23 protein-coding genes are annotated in these 24,794 nt (G+C 44.2%); 11 read left to right on the plus strand and 12 right to left on the minus strand.

Going from position 1 to position 24,794, the window contains the following annotated elements; all coding sequences use genetic code 11:
• The first annotated feature begins 15 nt into the window (after nt 1-15).
• The 5 genes from C1S74_RS03150 to C1S74_RS03170 all read left to right on the plus strand — a co-directional run bounded on the left by C1S74_RS03150 (nt 16) and on the right by C1S74_RS03170 (nt 5,757).
• Nucleotides 16-1,146 carry a glycosyltransferase gene (locus C1S74_RS03150; RefSeq protein ID WP_045401342.1) on the plus strand — a complete coding sequence of 377 codons (1,131 nt, stop codon included), beginning with the start codon at nt 16-18 and terminating at the stop codon, nt 1,144-1,146.
• A complete protein-coding gene (locus tag C1S74_RS03155) occupies nt 1,143-2,570 on the plus strand; it encodes a GumC family protein (RefSeq protein WP_045401345.1) in 1,428 nt (475 codons plus the stop codon). The genes C1S74_RS03150 and C1S74_RS03155 overlap by 4 nt, the downstream gene beginning before the upstream one ends.
• A gap of 242 nt (nt 2,571-2,812) precedes the next feature.
• Complete coding sequence (locus tag C1S74_RS03160; protein ID WP_045401348.1) at nt 2,813-3,922, plus strand: glycosyltransferase; 1,110 nt, start codon at nt 2,813-2,815, stop codon at nt 3,920-3,922.
• Nucleotides 3,915-5,108: a glycosyltransferase family 2 protein gene (locus C1S74_RS03165; RefSeq protein WP_045401351.1), complete on the plus strand. Its 1,194-nt coding sequence runs from the start codon at nt 3,915-3,917 to the stop codon at nt 5,106-5,108. Before C1S74_RS03160 ends, C1S74_RS03165 begins: the two co-directional genes overlap by 8 nt.
• A 10-nt stretch (nt 5,109-5,118) precedes the next feature.
• Nucleotides 5,119-5,757, plus strand: coding sequence for a sugar transferase (locus C1S74_RS03170; RefSeq protein WP_045401354.1), 639 nt, complete (start codon nt 5,119-5,121; stop codon nt 5,755-5,757).
• Between the two features lie 23 nt (nt 5,758-5,780).
• Here the strand turns inward: C1S74_RS03170 and C1S74_RS03175 are convergent, their stop codons facing one another.
• A complete protein-coding gene (locus C1S74_RS03175) occupies nt 5,781-6,170 on the minus strand; it encodes an ATP-binding protein (protein ID WP_045401357.1) in 390 nt (129 codons plus the stop codon).
• A gap of 313 nt (nt 6,171-6,483) precedes the next feature.
• Here C1S74_RS03175 and C1S74_RS03180 point away from each other — a divergent pair, with 313 nt between their 5' ends.
• Nucleotides 6,484-10,884, plus strand: a complete 4,401-nt coding sequence (locus C1S74_RS03180) for an SslE/AcfD family lipoprotein zinc metalloprotease (protein ID WP_045401360.1) — start codon at nt 6,484-6,486, stop codon at nt 10,882-10,884.
• Nucleotides 10,885-10,980: 96 nt separating this feature from the next.
• Here C1S74_RS03180 and C1S74_RS03185 read toward each other — a convergent pair whose 3' ends face one another.
• The 3 genes from C1S74_RS03185 to C1S74_RS03195 form a co-directional block, all read right to left on the minus strand.
• On the minus strand, nt 10,981-11,643 hold the full coding sequence (locus C1S74_RS03185; RefSeq protein WP_045401363.1) for a DNA alkylation repair protein: 663 nt from the start codon (nt 11,641-11,643) through the stop codon (nt 10,981-10,983).
• 1 nt (nt 11,644) lies between these two features.
• Nucleotides 11,645-11,878: a hypothetical protein gene (locus C1S74_RS03190; protein ID WP_231572680.1), complete on the minus strand. Its 234-nt coding sequence runs from the start codon at nt 11,876-11,878 to the stop codon at nt 11,645-11,647.
• A 132-nt stretch (nt 11,879-12,010) separates the two neighbouring features.
• Nucleotides 12,011-12,226, minus strand: a complete 216-nt coding sequence (locus C1S74_RS03195; protein WP_045401366.1) for a DUF6434 domain-containing protein — start codon at nt 12,224-12,226, stop codon at nt 12,011-12,013.
• 254 nt (nt 12,227-12,480) lie between these two features.
• Here C1S74_RS03195 and C1S74_RS03200 point away from each other — a divergent pair, with 254 nt between their 5' ends.
• Entirely contained in the window at nt 12,481-12,912 is a 432-nt protein-coding gene (locus C1S74_RS03200; RefSeq protein WP_045401369.1) for a hypothetical protein, read from the plus strand.
• Between the two features lie 60 nt (nt 12,913-12,972).
• On the opposite strand, the gene C1S74_RS03205 is transcribed toward C1S74_RS03200, so the two are convergent.
• Nucleotides 12,973-14,508: a sensor domain-containing diguanylate cyclase gene (locus tag C1S74_RS03205; RefSeq protein WP_045401374.1), complete on the minus strand. Its 1,536-nt coding sequence runs from the start codon at nt 14,506-14,508 to the stop codon at nt 12,973-12,975.
• Between the two features lie 455 nt (nt 14,509-14,963).
• Here C1S74_RS03205 and C1S74_RS03210 point away from each other — a divergent pair, with 455 nt between their 5' ends.
• Genes C1S74_RS03210 through C1S74_RS03220 form a run of 3 tightly spaced genes read left to right on the plus strand, consistent with a single transcriptional unit; the run spans nt 14,964 to nt 19,715 of the window.
• Nucleotides 14,964-18,125, plus strand: coding sequence for a response regulator (locus C1S74_RS03210; protein ID WP_103415224.1), 3,162 nt, complete (start codon nt 14,964-14,966; stop codon nt 18,123-18,125).
• Nucleotides 18,126-18,142: 17 nt separating this feature from the next.
• Nucleotides 18,143-18,622 (plus strand): hypothetical protein, encoded by a 480-nt coding sequence (locus C1S74_RS03215; protein ID WP_045401609.1) that lies wholly within the window; start codon nt 18,143-18,145, stop codon nt 18,620-18,622.
• Nucleotide 18,623: 1 nt separating this feature from the next.
• Nucleotides 18,624-19,715, plus strand: a complete 1,092-nt coding sequence (locus C1S74_RS03220; RefSeq protein ID WP_045401383.1) for a hypothetical protein — start codon at nt 18,624-18,626, stop codon at nt 19,713-19,715.
• 126 nt (nt 19,716-19,841) lie between these two features.
• Here the strand turns inward: C1S74_RS03220 and C1S74_RS03225 are convergent, their stop codons facing one another.
• From C1S74_RS03225 to C1S74_RS03255, 7 genes are all read right to left on the minus strand, one after another.
• Nucleotides 19,842-20,477, minus strand: a complete 636-nt coding sequence (locus C1S74_RS03225) for a sugar O-acetyltransferase (protein WP_045401385.1) — start codon at nt 20,475-20,477, stop codon at nt 19,842-19,844.
• A gap of 225 nt (nt 20,478-20,702) precedes the next feature.
• Nucleotides 20,703-21,032, minus strand: coding sequence for a hypothetical protein (locus C1S74_RS03230; protein WP_045401388.1), 330 nt, complete (start codon nt 21,030-21,032; stop codon nt 20,703-20,705).
• Between the two features lie 137 nt (nt 21,033-21,169).
• A complete protein-coding gene (gene cyaB, locus C1S74_RS03235; RefSeq protein WP_045401391.1) occupies nt 21,170-21,718 on the minus strand; it encodes a class IV adenylate cyclase in 549 nt (182 codons plus the stop codon).
• Nucleotides 21,719-21,859: 141 nt separating this feature from the next.
• Nucleotides 21,860-22,252 carry an MAPEG family protein gene (locus tag C1S74_RS03240; protein WP_045401394.1) on the minus strand — a complete coding sequence of 131 codons (393 nt, stop codon included), beginning with the start codon at nt 22,250-22,252 and terminating at the stop codon, nt 21,860-21,862.
• A 74-nt stretch (nt 22,253-22,326) separates the two neighbouring features.
• Nucleotides 22,327-22,761, minus strand: a complete 435-nt coding sequence (locus C1S74_RS03245; RefSeq protein ID WP_045401398.1) for an Mpo1 family 2-hydroxy fatty acid dioxygenase — start codon at nt 22,759-22,761, stop codon at nt 22,327-22,329.
• A gap of 114 nt (nt 22,762-22,875) precedes the next feature.
• The gene (locus C1S74_RS03250; protein ID WP_045401399.1) at nt 22,876-23,232 is read right to left on the minus strand and encodes an MmcQ/YjbR family DNA-binding protein; all 357 of its coding nucleotides are present in this window, start codon (nt 23,230-23,232) and stop codon (nt 22,876-22,878) included.
• 33 nt (nt 23,233-23,265) lie between these two features.
• The gene (locus C1S74_RS03255; RefSeq protein WP_045401401.1) at nt 23,266-23,748 is read right to left on the minus strand and encodes a MarR family winged helix-turn-helix transcriptional regulator; all 483 of its coding nucleotides are present in this window, start codon (nt 23,746-23,748) and stop codon (nt 23,266-23,268) included.
• A 120-nt stretch (nt 23,749-23,868) separates the two neighbouring features.
• On the opposite strand from C1S74_RS03255, the gene C1S74_RS03260 reads away from it, so the two are divergent.
• A complete protein-coding gene (locus C1S74_RS03260; RefSeq protein WP_045401403.1) occupies nt 23,869-24,771 on the plus strand; it encodes a DMT family transporter in 903 nt (300 codons plus the stop codon).
• The last annotated feature ends 23 nt before the right edge of the window (nt 24,772-24,794 follow it).

Raw genomic sequence — 24,794 nt, forward strand, 5'->3', positions numbered from 1 at the left:
CTCAAGGAGAGAAAAATGAAGGATATCGTAGTGTTTGGCGAAGATTTTGGCGGATTGCCTTCTTCCACTCAACATATCATTAAACATTTAGCGAATAACCACCGCATACTGTGGGTCAACTCCATTGGTTTAAGACAACCCAAGTGGGCCGCAAAGGACACAAAGCGCATTTTGAATAAACTCACACGTTCCTTTAACGCGGATGCGCGCAGCAATGCAGCGTTCAAACAAGACTCTACTGTTTACGACAACATTCAGACGATTGACCTACTTACCATCCCTGCACCACGTGCTCACTGGGCTCGGAAAGCCGCTTCGAAAATAATGCAACGTCAACTGAATCGAAAATTAACCAAGCTTGGCTTTGATAAACCAATATTCTGGACGTCTCTACCGACGGCGGTTGATGTGTGTAAGGCCATGAGTAACACAGGCATTATTTATTACTGTGGTGACGATTTTGGCGCGCTTGCGGGAGTCGATCACCAAACCGTTTTGGAACATGAAGCAGATTTGATTGATTGTTGCAACGTCATTTTGGCGGCAAGTGACAAACTGACAGCAAAATTCCCAGAAAATAAAACCGTCACACTGCCTCACGGTGTGGATTTCCCCCTGTTCTCCACCCCATCAAGCAAAGCCAAAGACCTGCCAGATAACGGGCGAAAGGTTCTCGGTTTTTACGGCAGTTTGTCTGAATGGTTAGATTACTCTTTGATTGAACAAGTTGCCGAACAAGCACCCGATTGGGATCTTGTTTTCATTGGGCCGAACGAATTCCCTCATAACCCGTTGCCACAACGAAATAACGTCCATTACCTTGGCCCTAGAGCACACCATGATTTGCCAAGCTACTCACAACATTGGGACGCAAGTTGGTTGCCCTTTATCGACAACGCCCAAATTAAAGCGTGTAATCCACTCAAGCTTTTGGAGTATTTAGCGACAGGCACGCCCGTTATCAGCACCTCTTTCCCAGCGCTTACACCTTATAAGCAGATGCTACATGTCGTGACGGATATCGATGATGTTTGTGCCAGCTTGAAGCATTTACTGCCTCCCCCAAATGGCACTATGGCACTGATTGAAAAACAAAGCTGGGCATCGAGAGCCTTTCAAGTTGAACAACTAGTGAGGTCACTATGAACGATTTAAGAGAAAACTTATCTGTGTTACTTCATGGAGCATGGCGTCGACGTTACCTCATTGTCGTACCAATGTTGGTGTTGCCGATTCTTGGTTTTATCGTCAGTAAAATCCTGCCTACCAATTACGTTGCCCATACCAGTATGTTGGTGCAAGAAACCGCAAAAATGAATCCGTTTCTTGAAGATCTGGCCGTTTCCACTCAATTAAAAGACCGTATCAACGCGTTGAGTACATTATTAAAAAGCCGACATGTGCTCTTCTCTGTCGCTCAAGAACAAGAATTGATTAACGATGAAATGACCCCAAAAGAGCAAGAATTCATTATTAAAGATCTCGCCAGTCGTCTCTCCGTCAAGCAACTTGGTAAAGACTTCATTCAAATCGAACTTACCAACGACACTCCTGCTGGTATGGAAGAGATACTCACGTCAGTCAGTAATCATTTCGTTGAGCAATTGCTTGCACCAGAGCGTTCATCTATCAAAGATTCCAGTCATTTCTTGACGATTCATATCGATAAACGACGCACAGAACTGGACGCAGCAGAGCAGGCATTTGCCGAATATAAAAACACGTATGCCCATGCCACACCCGAGATGCAGGCACAAAGCCTGTCTCGATTGGCCAGCCTCAAACAAACCTTGGCAGAAAAAGAGGCTGAGTTGGCGGGTGTAAAACGCAGCTTGGGTAGCTTGGACCAACAGCTTTCTAAAACAAATCCTGTTATCGGTAAGATTGAAGAACAGATCATTGAGATCCGTAGTGAACTCACCTTACTTCGCGCTAGATACACGGACGCGCACAGTCTGGTCCAAGGTAAAGTTAGGGAACTTAATCGACTTGAGCAAGAACGTACTGTTCTGATCAACTCTAAACAGCCAGAAATGAACAGCAATCAGCTATGGGATATTGCCAGCACTGCAACGGTAAGCAATATTGGTGATGCGCAGCCCTTGCTTGTCTCTCAGCTTCATCAGTTACAAATCATGCGTGGTCGATACGAATCGCTAGAAGAAGAAACCGATAGCCTTTACAACATGATTCAAGATCTGGAAAACAACGCCAATCGTTTTGGTAGTACCGCTACCGAGATCAACCGACTAGCAAGAGACGTCGCGGTAAAAAGAGAATTGTACGACGATCTGGTCGAACGTTATGAAATGGCACAATTAACCGGTTCCCTTGGCGTATTCGAAGAAAACAAACGTGTGAAAATTATTGATGAGCCCTACACACCAACTCTGCCTTCAAACCTACCAAGCATCGTATTCATTATTCTTGGTCTACTCGGCGGTGCTGGATTAGGCGTTGGTATCGCAACCATTATCGAACTGGCCGACAACTCCATCCGTTCACGTAAGACACTAGAAAACCACTTAGGTGTCGCTGTGATCACGACGATTCCTAAGGTGACGTATTAGCACGTAGTTGGCTCGTCATTCTGTTGAATCAAAGCACTCGCGCTGGGGTGCTTTTTTCTATTTTATCAACACGTTGCCCCTTTAAAATCCACTATCGAATATGAATCTCAAATTGAGAACGCCTTGGTGTCATTTTAAATAACGCATGAAAGCACTAATTTAAGGCATTGTTTTAAAACGATTTAATGATTGGCACGTACCGTGCAATGTTGATTATAACAACTAACGTCGAGGGCTAAGGAATGCAAAACGTTAAGACCCGAGAAAACAAAGGCAAAGTGATCGTCCATGTCGTACAGCATCTCGCACCCGGCGGGTTGGAAACCTTGGTGTTGGAGATGTTGCGCTTTGCTAAGCCCGAAGACTCTGTTTTTGTCATCAGCCTAGAGGGAAACAGATTCACTGCGCTAAACCATTGGGAAAAGTTGGCAGACTTTAAAGACCAACTCCACTTTCTGAACAAACAATCTGGCTTAGATTTTTGCACAATAAAAGCACTGAAAAAAACCTTGAAACTGCTGCGTGCCAATGTGGTACATACCCATCATATTGGACCTTTACTTTATGGCGGTATCGCCGCTCGACTCCATGGTGTGCAAACCTTGATCCATACTGAGCACGATGCTTGGCATCTTAACAATAGAAAAGCCGCACGATTGCAAACCGCCCTGCTCAAACTGCTTCATCCACAGGTTGTCGCAGACGCCGATTTTGTCGCGAAGCAAATCATCAATAACTTGGGTTACGAACGGGTGAAAACGATCCACAACGGTATCGACTGCGAAAAATTCAAAGACGGCAATGGACTGTTAGCCAAACAAACATTCTCGCTACCAATTGACAAATTCATCATCGGAACTGCTGGCCGCTTAGAGGCCGTGAAAGGGCAAGAAATCCTAATCAAAGCTTTTTCGCAGTTACCAGCAAACACACATTTAGCACTTGCTGGTTGCGGCAGTCAACGAGACTTGTTGGAGTCTCAAGTAAGAACGCTCGGATTAGAAGATAGAGTGTCGTTCCTTGGCTTAGTCAACGACATGCCAAGCTTTTATCAGAGCCTCGATTTGTTCTGCTTACCATCACTGCAAGAAGGCTTTCCGCTTTCGACTCTGGAAGCACAGGCATGCGGCGTACCGTGTATCGCCAGTGATGTCGGCGCGGTAAAAGAAACATTGTGCCCGCATACCAGTGCACTGGTAGAACCAAACCGAGTTCCAATGCTGACGGAAGCATTAACTAACCAGTTGTCACGACAATCTCGTTCACCACGAAGACACATTCTTAAGCACTTTGATATTCGCGATATGGTTAATCGCTACGCGGCTCTATCTGGGGAGGCTTCTTATGAGTGATTTACTTTGGACAGCTAGTTTTGTTTTGTCTGCGCTACTGATTGTTTACCACCATGTTGGCTACCCTTTGGTACTCAGCTGGCTCTCTGCACGTAGGCGAAAAAGTAAAGCATCGCCGAAACGCAGCGAACGTAACTACAAAGCTTCAAAAAGCGACTGTACTTTGCCAACCATGACGGTGATTGTTCCCGCTTACAACGAAGAACAATGGATAGCAGAGAAAATTCGCAACCTTGCGAGTTTAGATTATCCGAGAGACAAACTTACCGTGGTTATTGCTTGCGATGGGTGCTCTGATAACACCGCAGATATCGCACAAGACACCATTCAGGAAGCCATTTGTGCTGATACCTTATTCATCATCCACGATCATCAAATCAATCGAGGTAAGGTCGCACTTCTTAATGCAGAAATGGAAAGCGTCATTTCAGACATCACGGCTTTAAGTGACGTTTCCGCTTTGGTGTCTTGTGATTCATTGTTACTAGCCAGCCAACACTATCAAAATGAGAACGTCGGTGTCGTTAATGCGACCTACCAAATCATGACCACGCAAAACCAAGGTGAAGCGGCTTATTGGCACTATCAATCTCAAGTGAAGTACAAAGAGTCGTTGATTGGCTCAACGATTGGCTCTCACGGTGCTTTTTATACCTTTAGAACCGCGTTGTTCACACCTTTAGAGCCAGAAATCATCAACGACGACTTCATCTTACCGATGCGCATCGTGCTCCAAGGTTATGCTTCTATCTACGAACCCAAGATGCTCGCCATCGAGCTAGAAGAAAGCTCAGACGAATCAGACTTCAAACGCCGTCTGCGCATTTCTGCCGGTAATATGCAGCAATTCTTAAAGCTGAAAAAACTGCTTCTCCCTCGTTATCGTGGCACCGCATTTGCATTTCTATCAGGAAAGGTACTGCGTCTCGCGACACCTTACCTGATGATCATATGCTTGGTGAGTTCATTGCTGCTTGATCACTATCCAGCATTTCAGTTTTTAATGCTTGGACAGTTAGCCGTCTATCTGGTGGCACTGATCACCTACTTTGTTCCGGTATTCAATATATTCAAACCGTTCAAGTTAATCAGTTACATGGTCGTAGGACACATCGCTAATTTTGCAGGTGGATTACGTTACCTACTAGGTATGAAAAATGGGCGTTGGAAGCGCATTAATCAATAAGGAAATCACCATGAAGACATCACGCTACGACTCAAACATTCATCTAGCAAAGCGAACTTTCGATGTTCTCATCTCGCTATTGATCTTAATCGTGACCGCGCCAATCATGCCTTTGATTGCTTTAGCGATTGTCATTGATTCAAAAGGCCCTATTATTTATCGCCAACTACGCGTGGGGCGTTGTACCCCGGAAAAAATGGATTTATTCGAAATTATGAAGTTTCGCACCATGTATGTTGATGCCGAGCAACGCTCTGGTGCGGTATGGGCTTCTGCAAATGATCCACGTATTACGCCGGTTGGCCGCTTCTTACGTAAAACACGATTGGACGAATTACCACAGTTATTTAATGTATTGAAAGGTGAAATGTCTCTGATTGGTCCTCGTCCTGAACGCCCTGCTTTTTACCAAAAACTGGAAGATGAAATCCCCTTCTTTGTCGAACGCACCTACGGCGTATTGCCTGGGATTACGGGGTTGGCTCAGGTGAATCAAGGATATGATTCGTGCATTGAAGATGTGAGACGCAAAGTTGGTTTTGACCACAGTTACGCACTCAGCCTGAGTTCTTTCTACTCTTGGATTTCAATGGATATCGCCATCATGAGCAAAACGCTGATTGTGATGATCGATGGCCGAGGTCAATAACTATGACACCAAATCTAGAAACTTTACTCTTGCCACTGGCGACGCATGTTTTCAATCGTTGCTGGTGGCACATCATGAACACTTGAAAACTCTCCGCAACAGACCTGCACTTCCACTTCAATGCCCTTTTTCTCACAATACTTGACGTAACGTTTCATTTCCCATTGACGTACAAACGTATTACTCACAATCACCGTCTTTCCCTTACTCAACCATTTGCGAGTTTGTTGAAAGCACCACTCATGCGCTTGTGCCAACTTCGTACCGTCAAAAACATATTCGCCATTTTCATTCTCAAAATACATGTCAGCTTCAAAATGTTTTGCTTTGAGCTGTTTGGACAATTGCTTTGCTAGTGTTGTTTTACCGGAACCCGGTAAGCCGCGAATAAGAAGGAGTTTAGCGTTGGACATAATGAAATGATTTCAGTGAAAAACCACCAAACTCTACGCTATTTTTTAAGAAAAGAAAGTTAAAGTACCCAAGAGAATCACTCGTCATCGGAACCCTCCTCTCATAAGCGTAAATAATTGAGATCGAGCGTTAATTTTTGTTCCCTCCGGTCGCATTTAAATCTAGAATGCGCGCGCATTTATTGAGCTCAAAAAAGTCACTAAAACTTAAATACTTACTTAGCATCAATCAATAAATGTGAGCTTTAAAATAAAGTTTATCTTAACCAACTCACCATCTATTATTCGATGGTATTTCATAAGGGTTTAGTCTTTGAAAAGAAGTCTTCTTTCAATCCTTGTCGCGTCGCTGCTGTTTGGCTGCGGAGGCGATGAAAACAAGCACTCAACAAACACCACACCACCTACTGTTGAACCCGAATTACCGCCTGATCAACCAGATATTTGCGTGACAACCTACCAAGGTAAGCTGTTTATCAATGGCAAACAGGTGACGGGCGATATTCAGTGTGACGGTCAAGACATCAGCGAATCTGCTTACTTCACTTATGCAGCACCTGAAGGTCGCTTTAGCTGTCAATTTGGTGGCATTACACTCGGTGAATTTAATTACCAGATTCCGGAGCAAACACGTAACGGCTCTCAACCGTCAGAATTAACCCAAGCGTATGATTTGAAAGACGTGCTTGGCGCACATACAAGTAATGCCGCAAACCTGCTGAATAAAATTTCGACTTGTCCGACTCAAGAATCACAACTGTGCTTGGATGAACTCAACAGTTACGACATTCTAGACCTTTACCAAAGTGACGACCAAGCGGCGATTGATGAGTTCCTAAACCCAAGTGTTGTAAATGAGGGCGAACAACCTAGCGCACACGTCGACCCAGAGTTGCAGCCAGAAGTTACGCAAGGTGCAAGTAATAACCTAACTGGTTCATTTGTTTCTGCAAACGCGGAAGCAACCTATGAGTACAAGCCAAGTGCAGCAAACAAGCCACTCACCAAAAGCCGATTGACCGATTCCCAAGGAAATGCACTTGCAGGTATCGAGTTCTTTAGCCAGTCGGCACGTGGTATTACTGATGCAAATGGTGAGTTTGAATACCTTTGGGGCGAAAACCTGATCTTTGGTATCGATACGTTTACACTAGGTCAAGTTAAAGGTAACAAGGTCAACTATTTTCTTGAAGACCTGAGTGACAATGCATTAGTAAAGCAAAACTTAACATCGTTTGTGCAGCGCTACGGTCAACACTCGGGCAGTCAAATCGAAATTAGCGACAACGTTCGTCAGGTATTCGCCCAATACCCAAACGTAATCAACGAGCTGATCAATTTGAGCTTACCTAACGGTGCAATCATTGAAGGGACTAACTTTGCGACGCCAAATGAGTTTGAAGCACAGTTCAGCCAAGGCTTAACGCAAATCATTGATGCTCAGTTAAAACAACCTACACCGTTATCAACATACGCCGCGCCAATGCAGCGTATTGTGCGTGCAACTGGCAACAACTATGTGACGCAATCTCTGCAACAGATCTATGCGGGGGTTGATGCAATACATATCTTCCATGATAACCACGGTTGGGGCGGTTCAGGCTATGCACGTGCAATGCGCAACTTCAATCTAACGAATGAAGCCTTCCCTGTTTTAATGCCACGCAATGACAACAGCTACTGGTTGCCGTTTGATCAAGAAGCTGCATGGACTCGTGGATCAGGCAAAGATCAAAAAGCCTATATTGTTGACGCCACCACGATCGATGAGAGCTCAAGCGTTGTTATGCAGCGACCAGAAGTTATCTCTAAGAAAACGGCAACGTTTAACTTACCATCGATGGCCGCAGGTATGATTGGCTCTGGCAAAGTGGTGTTCTTAGGTAACGCGATGTACACCTCGATCTTCTCTTGCCCCGAAAACTACTGGGCTGGCGCGGATCTCGGTATTGATGCAGCAGAGCAATCTTGTCGCTATACCACGCCACACAATGCAGAAGCGCAAGAGACCGATAGCCGAAACGATCACGGCAGCATGCAAGTCATGTTCGGCAACCTCATTGATTGGTTAGCCCCGAATGCCTCGCAAGAGTCTGTGGCAATTGCTACCAACATCGCAAAGGGTCACGCCTTCCGTTGGGATCGCAAAGAAGGCCAAATCTACGACTTTTTTGTTAACCCGAGTTACCAACTGGGAGAAATGGAGCGTTTGACCAGTGGCCAATTTGATTCTCTCGATGCTAAATCTACGCCATTGTTGCTGCTTCAGTCCTACGAAATCAAAACTGACGGGTATGATACTAAATCTGTCGTGTCTGATATTAACCAACCTAAATTGGACGCAGATGACGTCACGGCATTGATTGAGTACGTGAATAACGGCGGCAGCATTATCTTCTTTGATGCGTTAGAAGAAAGTAACCCGGAGCCAATTGCACGTCTAGCAGACGCCGCTGGTGTCTCCGTGGGCGGAGCGAACGTAGCCAAAACGTTCCAGTCATTGTGTAGCGACAGTTATTGGTGTCACAGTACATCAGGCCCGAACGTCCCTAACCTACATACCGTAGCAGAATACGATTTGGTGGTTTATGAACGTTATGACGACACAAGCAAAATCGTCATTAACGACGACGGCAGTGTGACTTGGCCGGGTAACATCGATATGCCAACTCTGGAAATTCCGTTGTATAAAGTCTCAATTGATGGACAAGAACATCAACGCTACGCTTTCCACATCGTGAAAACAGAGCAAGAAAAGCAAGCTGCGATAGCCGAACTACAAAACGAGTTCGTCGGTGTACCAATGTGTAAAGACGACTATCAATACGAAGTAAACTGTATTGAAGTCCGTGAAGGTCATGGTATTCCAAGCCGAGGCAATCATCACCGTCCTGACTTTACTCGTTATGAAATGAGCCCAGAAGTCGTCGACAGTATGGTAAAAGCGGCAAACTTGGGTGCGAATATCGACCGCTTACTCTCGCATGAGCTTTACTACCGCAGTAAAGGCGAAATCGGTGAACGCTTATCTCAGGCCGAGCTAACTTCAACGTATGACAATCTGTCCGTTTGGTTGTGGAATGATGAGCAATACGAATTCAATCCAGCGATGCAAGACGAGCTTGGTTTTGAACGTGCAGTAGAGATGCTCAACTGTTACACCAAGGATACTCACGCAGGCGGCAATCATTGTGGTGATGAAACACAATCGCAATTAGCCAAATGGTCGATGATCACCGATTCTGGCGAACTTAACCCGTCTTATCCACTTAACTGGATGGAAAAGCCGTTAACTCGTATGATGCTCGGTCGCTCTTACTGGGACGTCGATATCCGTGTTGACACCAATGCCTACCCTGGTCGCCCTAGCGAAGCAAGCTCCACCGCAAGTGTGAACATTCATACTGACAACAAGACGGTTGTTGGCACAGCAGGCAACATGCAATCTACGGGGTTATGGGCTCCTCAGCTTGAGGAAGTCACCATTACGGGCGGTGTAAAAGCAGCGATCAGCGTTGCTCTAGTCGATGACTTAACAGGACGTGCAAACCATGAACTGAGTTTGAAACGTCCACCACGTGTTCAAAAGACGTACCAATACGACGGCGACTCACTCACGTTTAAAGTCCCTTACGGTGGCTTGATTTATGTTCAACCTTTGGAAGTGGATTCACGTGACGTTGTGACGTTCAATTTCAATGGTGTACTTCGTGCCTCTTGGTGGAAAGACGGCAGATGGGTCAACCCTATCAATACTGACGTCCCTCTTGCCGAAATCGACACTGGCCACTTCATCTATACGACGCCTGTAAATAACGTACTTGACGCTGATATCACTCAGTTTGCTGATGAGATGAATGCATTCGCAAATCACGCGAGCGATTTTTATGGCCGTGATCAAAAGGTCGATGAAGGATCACACCGTCGATTCACTTACGATGCGCTGCTAGCAAACCGCCATCGCTTTGTGAATGACGTACAAATCTCGATTGGTGCTGCTCATTCTGGCTATCCCGTACAAAGCAACAGCTATCGTCCAACTTGGACAGTCATGCCAACCAATCCTACCAATGATTGGCTACTATGGCACGAAGTCGGACATAACTTAGCATCCGCACCATTCATGATGGCAGGTTCAACCGAGGTGACAAACAACATTCTTGCTCTTTACATGCAGGAACAGCGTGAGACAAAACCTTACATGGACCGAATCGCCAGTGACCTTTCTAAGTCACCTACATGGGTTGACCGCTTTGAGGGTCATGCATGGAGCGAAGCGGATGTGGGTATGCGCCTTGCGATGTTTGGTCAGTTAAAACTGTGGGCTGAAGAACATTTCGATATCAATAACTGGTATGAAAACAACGCTGAAAAACCAAGTATTTTTGGTGAAGACCAAGGTTGGAACTTCTTCAAATTGGCACATCGCAAAGCACGCGGTGACAATACTGGTGATCAAGGCATTAACTACTGTTCTGCACAAAGCAGCCACCTAAACCAGGGTGACTTGATGATGGCGTGTACCTCATACCTAACGGGATATGACTTAAGCGACTACTTCCGTACTTGGAACCCATCAGAAACCAAAGCTAACTTGCCAGATGGTACGGTTGATTACTCTGGCGGTTTAACATCAGATGGTTACAACGCAGTGTCCTCGATGAGACTACCAAAACCAGATAAGTCCCCTTCTGATTACTTGTTGGTTAAATAGCGCTCAATAGTCTTTAGCCTTCAATAAAACAAAAGCCGACAGAATTTGATTCTGTCGGCTTTTTTCATTCATGCTTAAGTGCTAGTGCGATCTAGTTTAAAGCGCCATCAGGCGTTGCTTGGTTTGCTTGTCGAGTTTTTCAATTGCATACCGAAAGGCCGTTCTTGGCATTCTACTGTGATTACACTTTAAATACTCAATCACGCTGTTTGGCTCTTTCTGTGCCAATACTTTAAGCATCCATCCGTAGCCTTTCTGAACTAAGTCGTGCTCATCTTCTAATAAGCGGTTCGCCACTTTAAACGGCTCAGTCCCGCCATACATCCCTTTATTAATAGGATAAATAAGCGAGACCGCTGCTGCTCTTCTCACTGCAAAATTATCGCTTTTGGTCCACTTCAACGTTCGTTCAAACAAACTATTATCTTGAGCTATCAAAGCACCTAAAGCATGTGTGCAGAAATCATCGCAGTCGTTCCAATCGGTAATGTACTGGTGGAGCCATGATTCGAATCGAGAGTACGTTTCTTTGTCATAATATTTTTTCAGTCGAAAAGCCCAATCAAAAGCAATTAAACTCAACGCCCAGTCTCGTTTTGACAACAAGATTTCGCATTGCTCAAATACATCATCTGGAACCTTACTTTCCAACGAGCGAAAGCCGTTTGCAGAAATAGTACGAACCAAACCTGTACGAACACGTTTTTCTGGATAACCAATGCCGCTCAATTGTTGTGTCAATCTTGTTGCTATACACATATCAATGTTTCTCGTTACGTTTTCGAGCATGAATCAACCACCAAGGCCTTCCATCAAATAGACCTGAGCCGACTTGTTTGACTTCTAACATAAGTCCGTTAACCACTTCATTGGGGAATTCTTGCCGTAATCGGGTTTCATTTTCTGTCCATTGCTGATAAATCGATTGCCAGAATTCGGAAACGCCCTCTCGCTCAATCGCTTCAATAAGTTCAAAACCATTTCGCTCAAGCACTGAGCACCATGCTCGACCAAGCTTGGTTGATTTTGGCGACCCAGCAAGAGGCTCTCTCGTGGTAAAAATCAGGTCTCCAGAAGAGTAAAGTAAGTGTTAGGAAATCGATATTGATAGATGTCCATGTAGAGCCTATTTCTGCTCTTGGCGTTGCAACCACTCTTGAGCCGCGTCTCTCATGGTCAGCCCTTCAGAATCTTGCATCCACTGCATAAAGTCACGATCGAATTTGAAATCTTCGCCACACTTAGCTTTAAAGTAACGACGTACATTCTGTGTATTCTTATAGGTCGCAGTAATTAACGTACTGTCTTCAATAGTATTTTTATGCCAATCCACATTGCTCATGAAACCATCTCCTTTTTACTGAGTAAGCAAATCCTTGCCTATAGAAAGATGACATCATTTTGGTTGTCCATCTAGAAACTTTTATCTAGACGGTCAATTTTGCAATCTAGCCCAAATTTTGAGTAATGAGAGTTGCAGCCCTCTTCGAACTGAAATTGAGAACGAGTCACGAATATTTACATATGGATTTGTAAGTCGCAGCGGCTTTGGTCGGTCTTGAAATGAGAACCTTCATAACACCAAAAGGAATAGAAATGAAAGATGTAGAAACATCAACGCTTAACTGTAAATTGGCTTGGGGATTATTGGTACTAAGACTAACGATCGCCATCGTTTTTATCATGTGGGCTTTAGACAAGGTGTTTGTACCCGAGCACGCGATGAAAGTTTTCTCCGGGTTTTATGGCCTCAGTATTTCCAATGGTGTATCTGTTGCGATAGGAATGGCTCAGTTGGTCTTTTTAGCTGTATTTGTTGCGGGACTGTGGAAGAGCGTCACATACCTTGCCATTTTAATCTTGCATGCCGGGTCCACCTTCTCAGCGTTTGCCAAGTACTTCGACCCATTCAACAATCTATTGTTCTTTGCGGCATGGCCAATGCTTGGGGCGTGTTTCGTTCTTTATTTACTGCGTGACTATGACGTGCACGTGTTACGTATGAAACCAAAAACGGCGTTAACTTAAATAAGAAGAGGAATGAAGAAGGGAGACATGATGCCTCCCTTTAATCTACAGTGAAGTCTGTTATGAGAAGATTGGGATCTCCACCATCGATGGGTGGTAAAACGTGTAGCGCCCTTTTCCTAATTGCTTGCTGCGATACACCGCCATATCCGAGCAGTGCAGCAAGGTTTCAATATCTCGGCTGGCTCGATCGGTAAGCACGACACCGATTGATGCTGACAAATCAATATTAAGATCCAGTCGTTCAACCGTCGTTTGCAGCTTGTTCAAGAATTGTTCTAGCTTTCTTTCCAGATCCCTTCTGTTTTCATATTCCTGCGTTAGCACCACGAACTCATCGCCACCAAAACGTCCGATAATGTCACGCTTATGGTTGAACGTTTCTCTCAACACAGCGACAAACAGAGCAATCACCTTATCACCAGCGAGATGGCCGTAAGTGTCATTAATGTACTTCAAATCATCCATATCAAAGAAGATACAAGCTTTAGGGTTGTTGCTTAACGCAAGAGACTTCTCAGCACCACGCAGAAAGTATTCTCGAGTTAATAAGCCACTTCGAGAGCAAAACACGCCATTGCGGCTTGCTTGCAGCACCAATTCAAAATGCTCTTTCAATTCCATAGAACTGTCGTTAAGCACCACTTGGCTCTCTTCTAAGAATCGGTCCAGAGGCTGAGTCAACCCAACAACTTGCTTACCCATCAAGCGTGTTATGACGAGATAAATGGCGATAATAAGCAAGACATTGACGCCGAACATCGTCGTCCCTTCACTTAATAAGCTGCTGAACTTGGCTTTTGAAAGCAAGATCCAAGGCGTACCCTCAACCTTTCGGAACTCAATGTATGACAGGTCAAATGGTGAAGAATAAGTAAAGAAGCCTCCAGATGAGGAATGAGACAAAGCATGTAGATTGGTTTTACGGTCAAAGAGCTTTTCATATCCATAGTTAAACAGATTCACGCCTACATACTGCGTGTCTTTAGAGTGGCTGATGACATTCAGTTCGTCATCCAGTAGGACGCTGTAAATCTCATTCTCACTGTCTGTTTTTAGCGCGTGTTGTATCTCACTAAAGTGAATCGACGCTGATATGGTGCCTTGCAAATCCCCTAAGATATCGAACATTGGACGACATAATACATAGACGATATTACCATTACTGATGTCAGTCAGAACATCGGTCATGACGGTCTTTTGCGTTCGAATCACTTGGTGGAAGTAATCTCGATGCGCGATAGAATGCACTTTGTTGTTATGGGTACTTACCATGTTCCCAACGCCATCACTAAATCCAATGCCTGCCAGTTCAAAAGCTTCTTGATATGGCACGGCACGAGTGGCCCGTTCTTTGAGTGAGAGTTGAGATTCGGTGAAATGCTCGTCATGACTCATGGCTCGTAGCAAATCGCGATACCCATTAACAATGGTTCCAAGGTTCACTTCAGCAGACTTCACATGATAACGAGCAAGGCTCTTGGCTTCATCAACCTGTTGATAGGCCCAATAGGTAAAGTTAGTAAATAAGGCCATAAAGACGATTGGGACAGTGTAACGGAGTGTTACGTTTTGAAGACTTCGAGATACATTCATGACTTAATTATTGTTGTGGTATTGTCGTACTTTAAATACGTATTTTAATCGTTGAACGGCACGTTTTGCTTACGCCCTTTGACTTTAATCGGCGTACAAATTAAAGAAAATGCAAGCACTGACGTTTAGCAATCTCATTAACAAGAAAGCGAACAAATTATACCTACCCCTATATATCGAAACAGCAACTTTATCCTTCGTTGCGACAAAACATTTTCCATATACAACAAATGGTTTTTATCGATAAGTTTTATGACGTTAAATAGGCACAAAAAATGTAACATTTTCCTTTTTATTGATGTTTTTAAAGCTTAATACTCTTATCAAAATGCACTTTTGTCACAAAAGTCACAGTTTTCAGATAGCCAAAGTATGAATTTTTGTACGTAATCTCTAACAAATGAGACGCATACACTACACTTTTCATATTAATCTCTCGGATATGGACGTGCACTGTGGCTAGATCGCTTTCATGGAATAACCTATCTGTAAAACATAAGCTGTTTTGCTTAGTTTTCTTACCCATCGTTTTATTGCTCTTTCTCGCGGGACAGCAAGTAGCTAGGCTCTCTACTCAGGCTCACGATCTTGAAAAAGCACATTTGTTCTCTAACTACATGGATCAGGTATCGTATCTCTACAATCTGCCCAATAATCCTGATGTGACCGATAAAGCGGTAATGATCAAGACCACGACTGAGACACTGAATACCAACGCCAGTCGTATTTTTGCCGACAAAGGGGTTGAGATGGCTGACTTATTGACCAGCCTTGAAGAAGCGAGCATATCTTTAGCCACCAACACCGATATGGACGAACGTTTAGATTTGTCTGAATGGCGTGCTGACACCTATAAACAGATTCTTTTGGCTTTAGAGAAAGTTCCTTTTAACAATGCCACGTTTGAAATTCAAAACCATCTGTCTGCCTTAATGCAAATCGAGTGGTTAATGTTCTGGTCGAAAGAAGAAAACCGCTTAAGCCAATATCTGATTTATTCTGTAGAGCAAAACCAGTATTACGACACAGACATCGGTAGCGAGATCGAATCCCTCGTTAAGAACCAACAGCTGTTTCTAGAACGCTTTGTAACGCTGAACGCCAATCAACAACAAGTTGAGTTATTGATTGAGACCTTTACGAATGACGTGTTTGTTCTGAGCCAGGAATTTCGCACTTACCTACTCAACCAAGAAGAACTCAGTTCTCTTGCTTCACAAGAGGTTTCCGCGGGTTTAACCGCGCTCAATGGTCGCCTTGAACTGTTGCAAAGCGTCGATAACAAAATGACAGTTCAACTCAATGCGGACGTTGATCATGCAATCTCCATTGCTAATCAACAGCGATTACTGTTCATTGGTGTGATGTCGTTAATCACCATCTTAGTCATCAGCTTAGCAATACGCTTGGTGCGTAAAGTGACAGGTAACCTAAACCTTGTGCTCGAGTTCTTACGTCGCGACAGCTACAGCGAAGAGTCACCACTTAAAGAATTGGTCAAAGGCAAAGACGAATTAAGCAAATTCGCCCAAGAAGTAGAACGATTGAGCTACGAGCGTGAACAAGCGAAAGTGAAGCTGACTCAAGCCAAAGAAGATGCCGAACGCGCCAAAGACGATGCGATTAAGGCCAGCAAAGCGAAGAGTAGTTTTTTGGCCAACATGTCGCATGAAATACGCACGCCACTAAATGGAGTTATCGGTATCTCAGAAGTCCTTTCCGACACGTCATTAACCGCCACTCAACGTGATTACGTCGACACCATCGAGACCTCTTCTCAGTTACTATTGAGTCTGATTAACGACATTTTGGATTTCTCTAAGATTGAATCAGGCATGCTGCTGATCAGCCCACATTCAACTTGCGTGCGTGAATCCATTTATGACATTGCCTCTATTGTATCTCCCAAAGCCAAAGAGAAAGGCATCGACCTTCAAGTAAGTATTAGCCGTAATACCCCTTTCCGCTTGATGATTGATGATCACCGTTTGCGCCAAGTAATAATGAATTTTATGTCGAATGCAGTGAAGTTCACTGAGAGTGGCACAGTCTGTCTGTCTGTTTCGACTCATTCAGTATCGGGTTCTAGTGCCGTGATGGAGTTCTCGGTGCAAGATTCAGGCATCGGCATCGATGAACAACAACAGAAGAAGATTTTCGAACCCTTCGCTCAAGAAGACGACTCCACTACGCGTCAATTTGGTGGCACTGGGCTTGGCTTGGCGATCAGTACTCAACTTGTCGAACTGATGGGTGGCAAAATTCAACTAGAGTCTGAAAAAGGTCAAGGCAGCCGATTCTTTTTCCAACTGACGACGCCTATTGTACAACTCGACTTTGACTCAAAACGCTTAACCCATAACAGCCAAATTTGGTTGGTGTGTGACGATACGGATATGGAAAGCACCCTGCGTGATGAACTCAATTTCTATCGTATTGCGATGCATCAATCCGTGACGTCATTGGACGGTTTACCAACGTGGATTAACGAAAAAGAACAAATAGTCGTGATTTATGCGGAGACACGCCCGAATGCAGCCAAAGCCAATGAAGACACTTTCTACAAACTGGAAACGCAGAATGTACGCGTGTGCTTAGTGAAACATTTACACAGTGACCAATTTGATTTCGGCCAAACCGTAAGCGCCATGATTACCCAGCCGCTCCTTGGTCAACGCTTGGTGAAAGCATTGGAGAGTTGTGAAGCGAAGTGCAGTCAAAAAGCCCAGCAAGTCGTAACCAATGTCGCTAACAGCAAGAGCAAAATCCTGGTGGTTGATGACAATACCGTAAATCAAAAAATTGCCGGCCTACACGTGACTAAAGCAGGCTTCCCTTTCGATTTAGCAGCAAACGGTGCAGAAGCCGTTGAAATGTTCAAAAAGAACCAATATGCCTTGATCTTAATGGATTGCATGATGCCAGTGATGGACGGTTTTGAAGCAACAGAGAAAATTCGCCAAGTAGAACAAGAGGAAAATCGTCGCTACCGCATCCCTATTATTGCCTTGACTGCAAGCGTAGTGGATGACGATATTCAGAAGTGTTTTGATGTCGGCATGGACGATTACGTTCCTAAACCATTCAAAGCCAATGTTTTGAAAGAAAAATTGGCAAAAGCAGTCGATGTCCCCGTGGGTGGTGATGCCGTTAACAACATTAACCCGATGTCTGTCAGCCATGTCGACAACCATCAAGCCACCGCTCTAAAAGAAGAGCCCGCCCTCAATACCATACCGAATCGCTCTGAGCGTATCCTTTTGGTTGAGGATAATACCGTCAACCAAAAAGTTGCATCATTATTACTGAGTAAAGCCGGTTACGAGTTCGAGATTGCTGAAAACGGCCAAATTGCCCTTAATATGTTCCAACAAGATAATGGATTCGACATCATTTTGATGGATTGCATGATGCCGGTGATGGATGGCTTCCAAGCAACCAAAGAAATCCGCGCGTATGAAAGAAGCTCAGGCCTACCGAAAACCCCAATCATTGCCTTAACTGCAAGTGTCGTAGATGACGATATTCAACGCTGCTACGACTCTGGTATGGATGCCTACGTGCCAAAACCGGTGCGAAAAGAGAAGCTTCTTCATCAAATTGAAAGTGTGATTTAACGGAAAGGTTCATGGATATGCATACCCATTTCTTGATTTCCAAAAGCAGCGTGGTGAGAGGGTTTACTACCGCACTGATTGCCTTCGCATTACTCATGTCATTCGATAGCGAAGCACTGGCCGCGGATCAATACGCGATATTCTCACTCAATTCAGAGTTTAGTGAGTTAAACATTACTAAGGCAAGAAAGCTCTATCGGGGCAAGACAAAACGCTTGCAAGGTAAACGTATTGAGCTGTCAGACTGGCCGGATACCTCTTCCGAACGCTCTGAATTTTATCGCTATTTACTGAACAAAAACGTGGCTCAAATGAATGCCCATTGGGCTAGCTTGTCTTTCTCAGGTAAAGCTCGCCCTCCTAAGGTCATCGACAGTTCGGACATGAATGCCCTACTGGAATGGATGAAAGAAAAACCCAATCGCATAGGTTATGCGCCAGTGAACAGTTTGCCTTCTAATGCTCAGATCCTCTACGTAGTCAGTTCGGAGAAATAATATGAAGAAATCACTCATCGCAATTGCACTTAGCGGTCTGGCTTTTCCGAGCTTCGCAACCATAGAAATCACTGATAACTTGTCGCTCAGCGGCTTTGGTTCAACCTCTTGGGCAACATCAGATAATGAGACGCCACTGCTGGTAAACCGGTTTATCGATGATGAAAACTGTTACGACTGTGACACCACTTTTGGCGTTCAACTCGACTTTTTTTACGATGCCTTTAAAGCCTCAGCGCAAGTGGTAAAACGACCACAGGATCACTGGAGTGAGCCTCAATTAGAATGGGCGTATTTAGCTTACACCTACGGTAACTTTGAGTTCCGAGGCGGCCGTTTGAGAATGCCTGTGTTTCTCGCTTCTGAATACTATTATGTGGGGCATGCGTTTACCCCAGCTCGCCCACCAAATGAGGTTTACGACAGTATATTAGGCATCACTGCATACAATGGTTTATCCGTGCTTTGGAACTACGATCTGAACGACAGCATGACCCTAACCACCATACCTTTCATCGGTTTTAAAGATAAGAGCACTGTAGACTTTAACGCCAACACCGAACTAACATTTGAGACTAGCGAGATGTTTGGTGTGAACTTAATATTGAGTGGTGATTACTACCGTTGGAACTTCACTTACTTGGACTCCAATTACGACCAAGAAACCAAGCTGACCAATTTAACCACCAACATCCCAGGAATGGGCGTCGTGCTGATTCCCGACCAAACCATTAAAACAAAAGACCAAAGCATCCAGTTATTCTCGTTAGGTGCAGAATATGAGTTTGATGCCCTAACCCTAACCGTTGAAGGTCAAACTAACGACATTGCTTCTGCTTGGTACGTTCAAGGAGAATACAATCTTAATCGGTTCACACCTTACGCAGTCTACGGTCAACAATTTGATGACCACGAGCATCGAGTCGGTGACAGTTACCTGTTTGGGGTGAGGTACGATATACATTACAACGTATCACTCAATGCAGAATGGCAACACTTCAAGGCTTATCGCAACGCCTCTGGCGCGTTTGTTTCCACCCCATCTGATGACGACGCCAATCTGTATACCATCATGGTTAACTTCGTTTTCTAGTCTTAGTTGATAAGCGAACTTGCAGGTCGAGAATTCTCGGCCTGCTCTTCCCTTTTCAACCTACCGGCTGCTTGGCATAGGAAGGAGGAACCAAAGGTTAGTTGTGTGTAAAATCACTGTGTATTCTTAAGGATGTGAATGTTCAAACTGACCATTGAACATATTTTGTTCAAGCTTACGGTTCTTAAAATAGTACTCTTTATCGTGTTGTCCGATCTCTCTAAGAACGCGGCAAGGATTACCAACCGCCACCACATTGGCTGGAATATCTTTAGTTACTACACTGCCCGCACCAATCACCGAGTTCTCACCAATCGTCACTCCTGGCAGTACAACTGAGTTCGCTCCAATCCAAACGTTGTCACCTATCCGTACTGGAATATTGAATTGTGCAACTTCGCGCCTCAAATCAGGATCAACAGGATGGCCCGCCGTTGCGATGGTTACATTTGGCCCGATCATCACATGGTTGCCAATATAGATGTACGTATCATCAACCAAGGTTAAGTTGAAGTTCGCATAGACATTGTCACCAACGTATGTATGACATCCCCAATTGGCACGCAGTGGCGGCTCGATATAGCAATTATTACCAACAGATGCGAGCAAACGTTCAAGGAGCTCACCTCGCTTTTCTGATTCTGAAGGCCGACTAAGGTTGTAGTCATAAAGCGTTTCTAAACATTGAGTCTGCATCGCTGCCAGTTCTTCATCGTCACAGAAGTACATCTTTTGGCTGTGCAGCATGGTTTTCTTATCCATTATTTTTCCTATTGAGGGGATGTTCTAAGCTGGAATTTAACAAAATGCATCAGCTAAAAACTTGCCAAAAATCATGAAAACTGAGTCTTGTAGAAAAGAGGAATAGAGAAATCGTAGCAGCGCACGATTTACCATGCTAACGGGCAATAAATATTGAGAAAATAGAAGCGGTAGCGAATCGACACAATAAAAAATGCCGCAGATGTTGAATTGAGCGTCCCCTTTCTAAATGCGCTTTTTTGGATTTTTGCGATTCTCTAACCGAGCTTTGAACTTCCTATTACGGCGTTTCAATGCTCGGAAAAATTTGGACTCTTCGTGATACCAACCTATTACGCTAATCGGGATTCCCACCAACATCATAATAAACAAATCGACGGGTAGCTGTTCTGTCACGTCTTTTAACGTTTGGAGTTCACCAAAGATAAACAAGCCAATCACCTTGCCAACCAACAAAGCACAGCAGATCATCAAGAAAGACTTCACAATATAGTGCCATTTGCCTTTCTTACGCTCTTCTCGCCAATACACGTATTTGTGCTCGCGGTTGTACATTTCTTCCTCCGAATAAGTGACGTAGTCACAAATAACACGGTTAACATGCGTAACGCTGTTTCAGTGCTTCTCACTATTTTAATCATAGTGTGATTGTAGGAAGTTGCTTGTCAGACCAATAAGAAATGACGTGGAATTTACTGAGATGTCCAAATTTGTTTATAGGAGCGTAACTCTCTATTTGATTCATCCAAACCAAACATTGCAGCAAGGGCTTCTAGCTTCTGCTTGTAACGTCCAAGGGCACTTTCGTCATCGGTCATAATCGCGAACTCAGCGAAATAACCAACACCTTCAAGATGGTCGAGTGTGATATGGAACTCGCCGACAAAGTAAATACTGCGCACTTTCTTGGTATGGAGCACAACTTCGTACCCCATGTTCTCTAACATACTTTTGGCAGCGTGAGACTTCGTGATGTCTGTGGCTTCACAACGATCTTCTTCAGGGCCCTTCACAATCCAAAGCTTGATGCCAGAAGGTTCGATTTCTCGAATCACTAAGCTTTTGTTCTCGCTGGTAAGCTTTCGTTCAGGCGTGTCATAAAACCAATCGGACTCTTGGTTCTCTTCAAACATGACTTCGTGCTTTAAGCTGCTGAGCGCGGTTAAAAATGCTCGCTTGTCTTGCACATGGTATTTTAGTTCAACTTCAAACTGGCCTTGAAAATGTTGTTCTGCACTCATACGACTACCTCATTACAACAGTACGTTTCAACTGTTCACTTTTACTCTACTTTTAAACATGGGAACGATAAAAGCAGCACGATAGTAGCATAGGCTAAATCACGAAACTGATGCACAAGCTAACTTTGTGGAAACGTAGCACTAAACCGAAAACGCTAGAGAAATCATGTAAACACAGCTCGCCAAGCCAATGATAACGACAAGAGTACGACCTATTGCAATATCAGCAATGTACATAACTGGATGGAGCATTCGAGTAAAGGCGAAAACCATCGCTGGCATAGATAAGTCTGACCATGGAACGCCACTCAAGCTCACAGTAAGAATCGTTGCGGTATAGAAAGCCAGCGCTTCCCAGGCATTAGATTGCGCGGCAATAATTCTGGCCGCACGACCACTGAGCTTTTTTTCTTGTAAACGAGGATGATGATTGTCGAGGTGACCGAGTTGTTGGACTTTGGCATAACCGCCAAAGCCAGCAAGTGCATAAGGAATTAAGCTAACAAAAACTAAAACAAACAGTGCGGTTGGCATAATTAGGTAGCATGATAATGACTAATACCCTGAGTTTAGCAACTCCTCCTTTCTACGACTTCCTTCCTGTTCTATTAATGCTTACGAAACACCCAAATTGGACCAATAAATAAGAACTGAACGTCTTCAAAAAAGGACGGTTTCTTCCCTTCGATCTTATGTCCAATAAACTGAAATACCCAAAGCACACCGAAGAGCAGCATCGAGATTTGCAGTACTGGCCAGCCAAGAATGTCCATCGACCAAATTAAGCCAATACACGCCAAGGTATAGCCAATCATCATCATGAAGACGCTCAATGAAAGCCGAAAGTAAAACACCCATGCAGGTAGCGCAGCTAACCACACCCAATTAAGATTGAAACCAAGTACAGGAATTTGCGGAATGGACCAAATCAATCCGACAACCGACAAAAATATACCGGGTACGGCAACTTTATGGATCTTCTGATTAATTGGGTTTTGATGGCTTTCACCGTAGGCTTCTAACCATTCAGATAATGCTCGCATAACTTCACCTTTAACATCGGTATAACATATGTAGTCTTTGAGAGTTAAAGGTGCGAATTTTTGCCTGAGGATATTGATAATAAGTAAAGTATCTGTGACCAAGGGCATACTATCTTACTGATACCCCAGTGAAATACGCCGCGCTTTGGTTAGTTTTGCCACTACGAGTTCATATGAGCGTTCACATAAGTCCTGCACCAAACCATCTTCAACATCCCCATCGAAATAGACTGTAATCCAATGACGCTTATTGAGATGGTAACCCGGCGTGATATCGGTAAATTGTGAGGTCAGTACTTCTCCGTCTTCGGGTTTTACTTTCAGACTGACATATGCTCTTCCATCACGTTCCGCGAGAATCGCAAATACCTTTCCTTTTATTTTGAAAACAAGCACTTCAGGGCCAAACGGAAAGTCACTTTCTGCACTCATAAATGTATTTAGGTATTGCTCTAACGCTTTAATATCCATGATGATTCCTTATCACAAACCGGCTTAACCTGATTACTCATATTGTGGTAACAACAACTTTAATGCCTGGTTAACCTGCGCTTTCTCATCGTGATTCAACGTCCCCATCAACTCATGTTGAGCTTGAAGGTGCAGTTCGATAAGCGAATCGATCAACTCAAACCCTGTTGAAGTCAGTTCAACAGTCACGCTACGTCTGTCTTCTTTACTGTGTTCACGAGCAATCAAACCTTTCTTCTCAAGCTTATCGAGTCGATTGGTCATCGCACCAGAGGTGAGCATCATTGAGGAAATCAGCTCTGAAGGTGTTAAGCGATAAGGCTGACCGCTGCGGCGTAGCGTTGCTAATACATCAAACTCGCCCATTTTAAGATCATAACGTTTGTGTAATTCCGCCACATGGTTTTCCATATGTTTCGCAATTCTCATCAAGCGCCCCATGATCGCCATCGGTTCAGTATCGAGTTCTGGCTTTTCCTTTGCCCACTGTCCTACCACTCTATCAATTGCGTCCATTACCTGTTCATCTCCAAAGACATTTTGATTGACGAATTTATTTTAACATAAAGATACTTTACAAGAAGCCACCACGCGCGTACCTTTACAATAAATTACCTCAACGTAAAGATATTTAACATGAACATTTTACTCGCGATGATTCCGGCGTTCTTCTGGGGAACCACTTACGCCGTGACACAATTTACTTTGCCCGACTGGCCGCCAGTGTTGCTTGGCGCACTGCGCGCGTTACCTGCTGGTCTTTTGCTACTAGCAATCAAACCATCATTACCAAAGAAGCAAGATTGGAAAATCCTACTGATACTAGGAACCATCAACATTGCCTTCTTCTTCGGGCTCATTTTCGTAATGGCATTGACGTTACCTTCTGCGATCTCTGGTGTTGGTATGATTTCCGTGCCTGTGTTCGCAATGCTGTTTAGTTGGACGGTCTATAAACGTCAGCCTAGTTCGATTCAAGCCATCAGCGGTGCCACTCTTATCGCGCTAGCTTGGTTCTTATTTGATCCTAGCTCGATAACCCTAAACCCTGTTGGCTTAGTTGCAATGTTAGCGGCGATCACGTGCATCGTGATTGGCAGTAGCGTGACCAAATCACTCGGCTCTCGAATGCACTGGTGGACGGTACTAACTTGGCAGCTCATCATAGGTGGTGTTGTCCTATCTATCGCTGCTGGTGTGCTTGCTGGCCTAAATCCAGAACCTTACATTCACGCTGTACAAAATACATCCTTGAGAAACGTTTGGGGTTTGTTATGGGTGATCTTACTGAATACGGCATTAGGTTACGGCATGTATGTGTGGCTGCTACAACGTATGTCGGTGGTTGACTTCACGTTTGGTGGTATTGCTAACCCTATCGCCGGGATTGTTTCTGGTTTAATTCTTCTGGGTGAAAGCTATACGCCAATTCAATACAGCTTAATGATCGGCATGATAGTAATGTCGCTCATTCCACAATTGGTGATGTCGTTTAAGCAAAAGCGCAATACAACTCACGCTAAACCTTGCCAATCCTAAAGTCTGCTCCCCAAAAACTGAAA

Source organism: Vibrio hyugaensis (assembly GCF_002906655.1).
GTDB classification, from domain to species: domain Bacteria; phylum Pseudomonadota; class Gammaproteobacteria; order Enterobacterales; family Vibrionaceae; genus Vibrio; species Vibrio hyugaensis.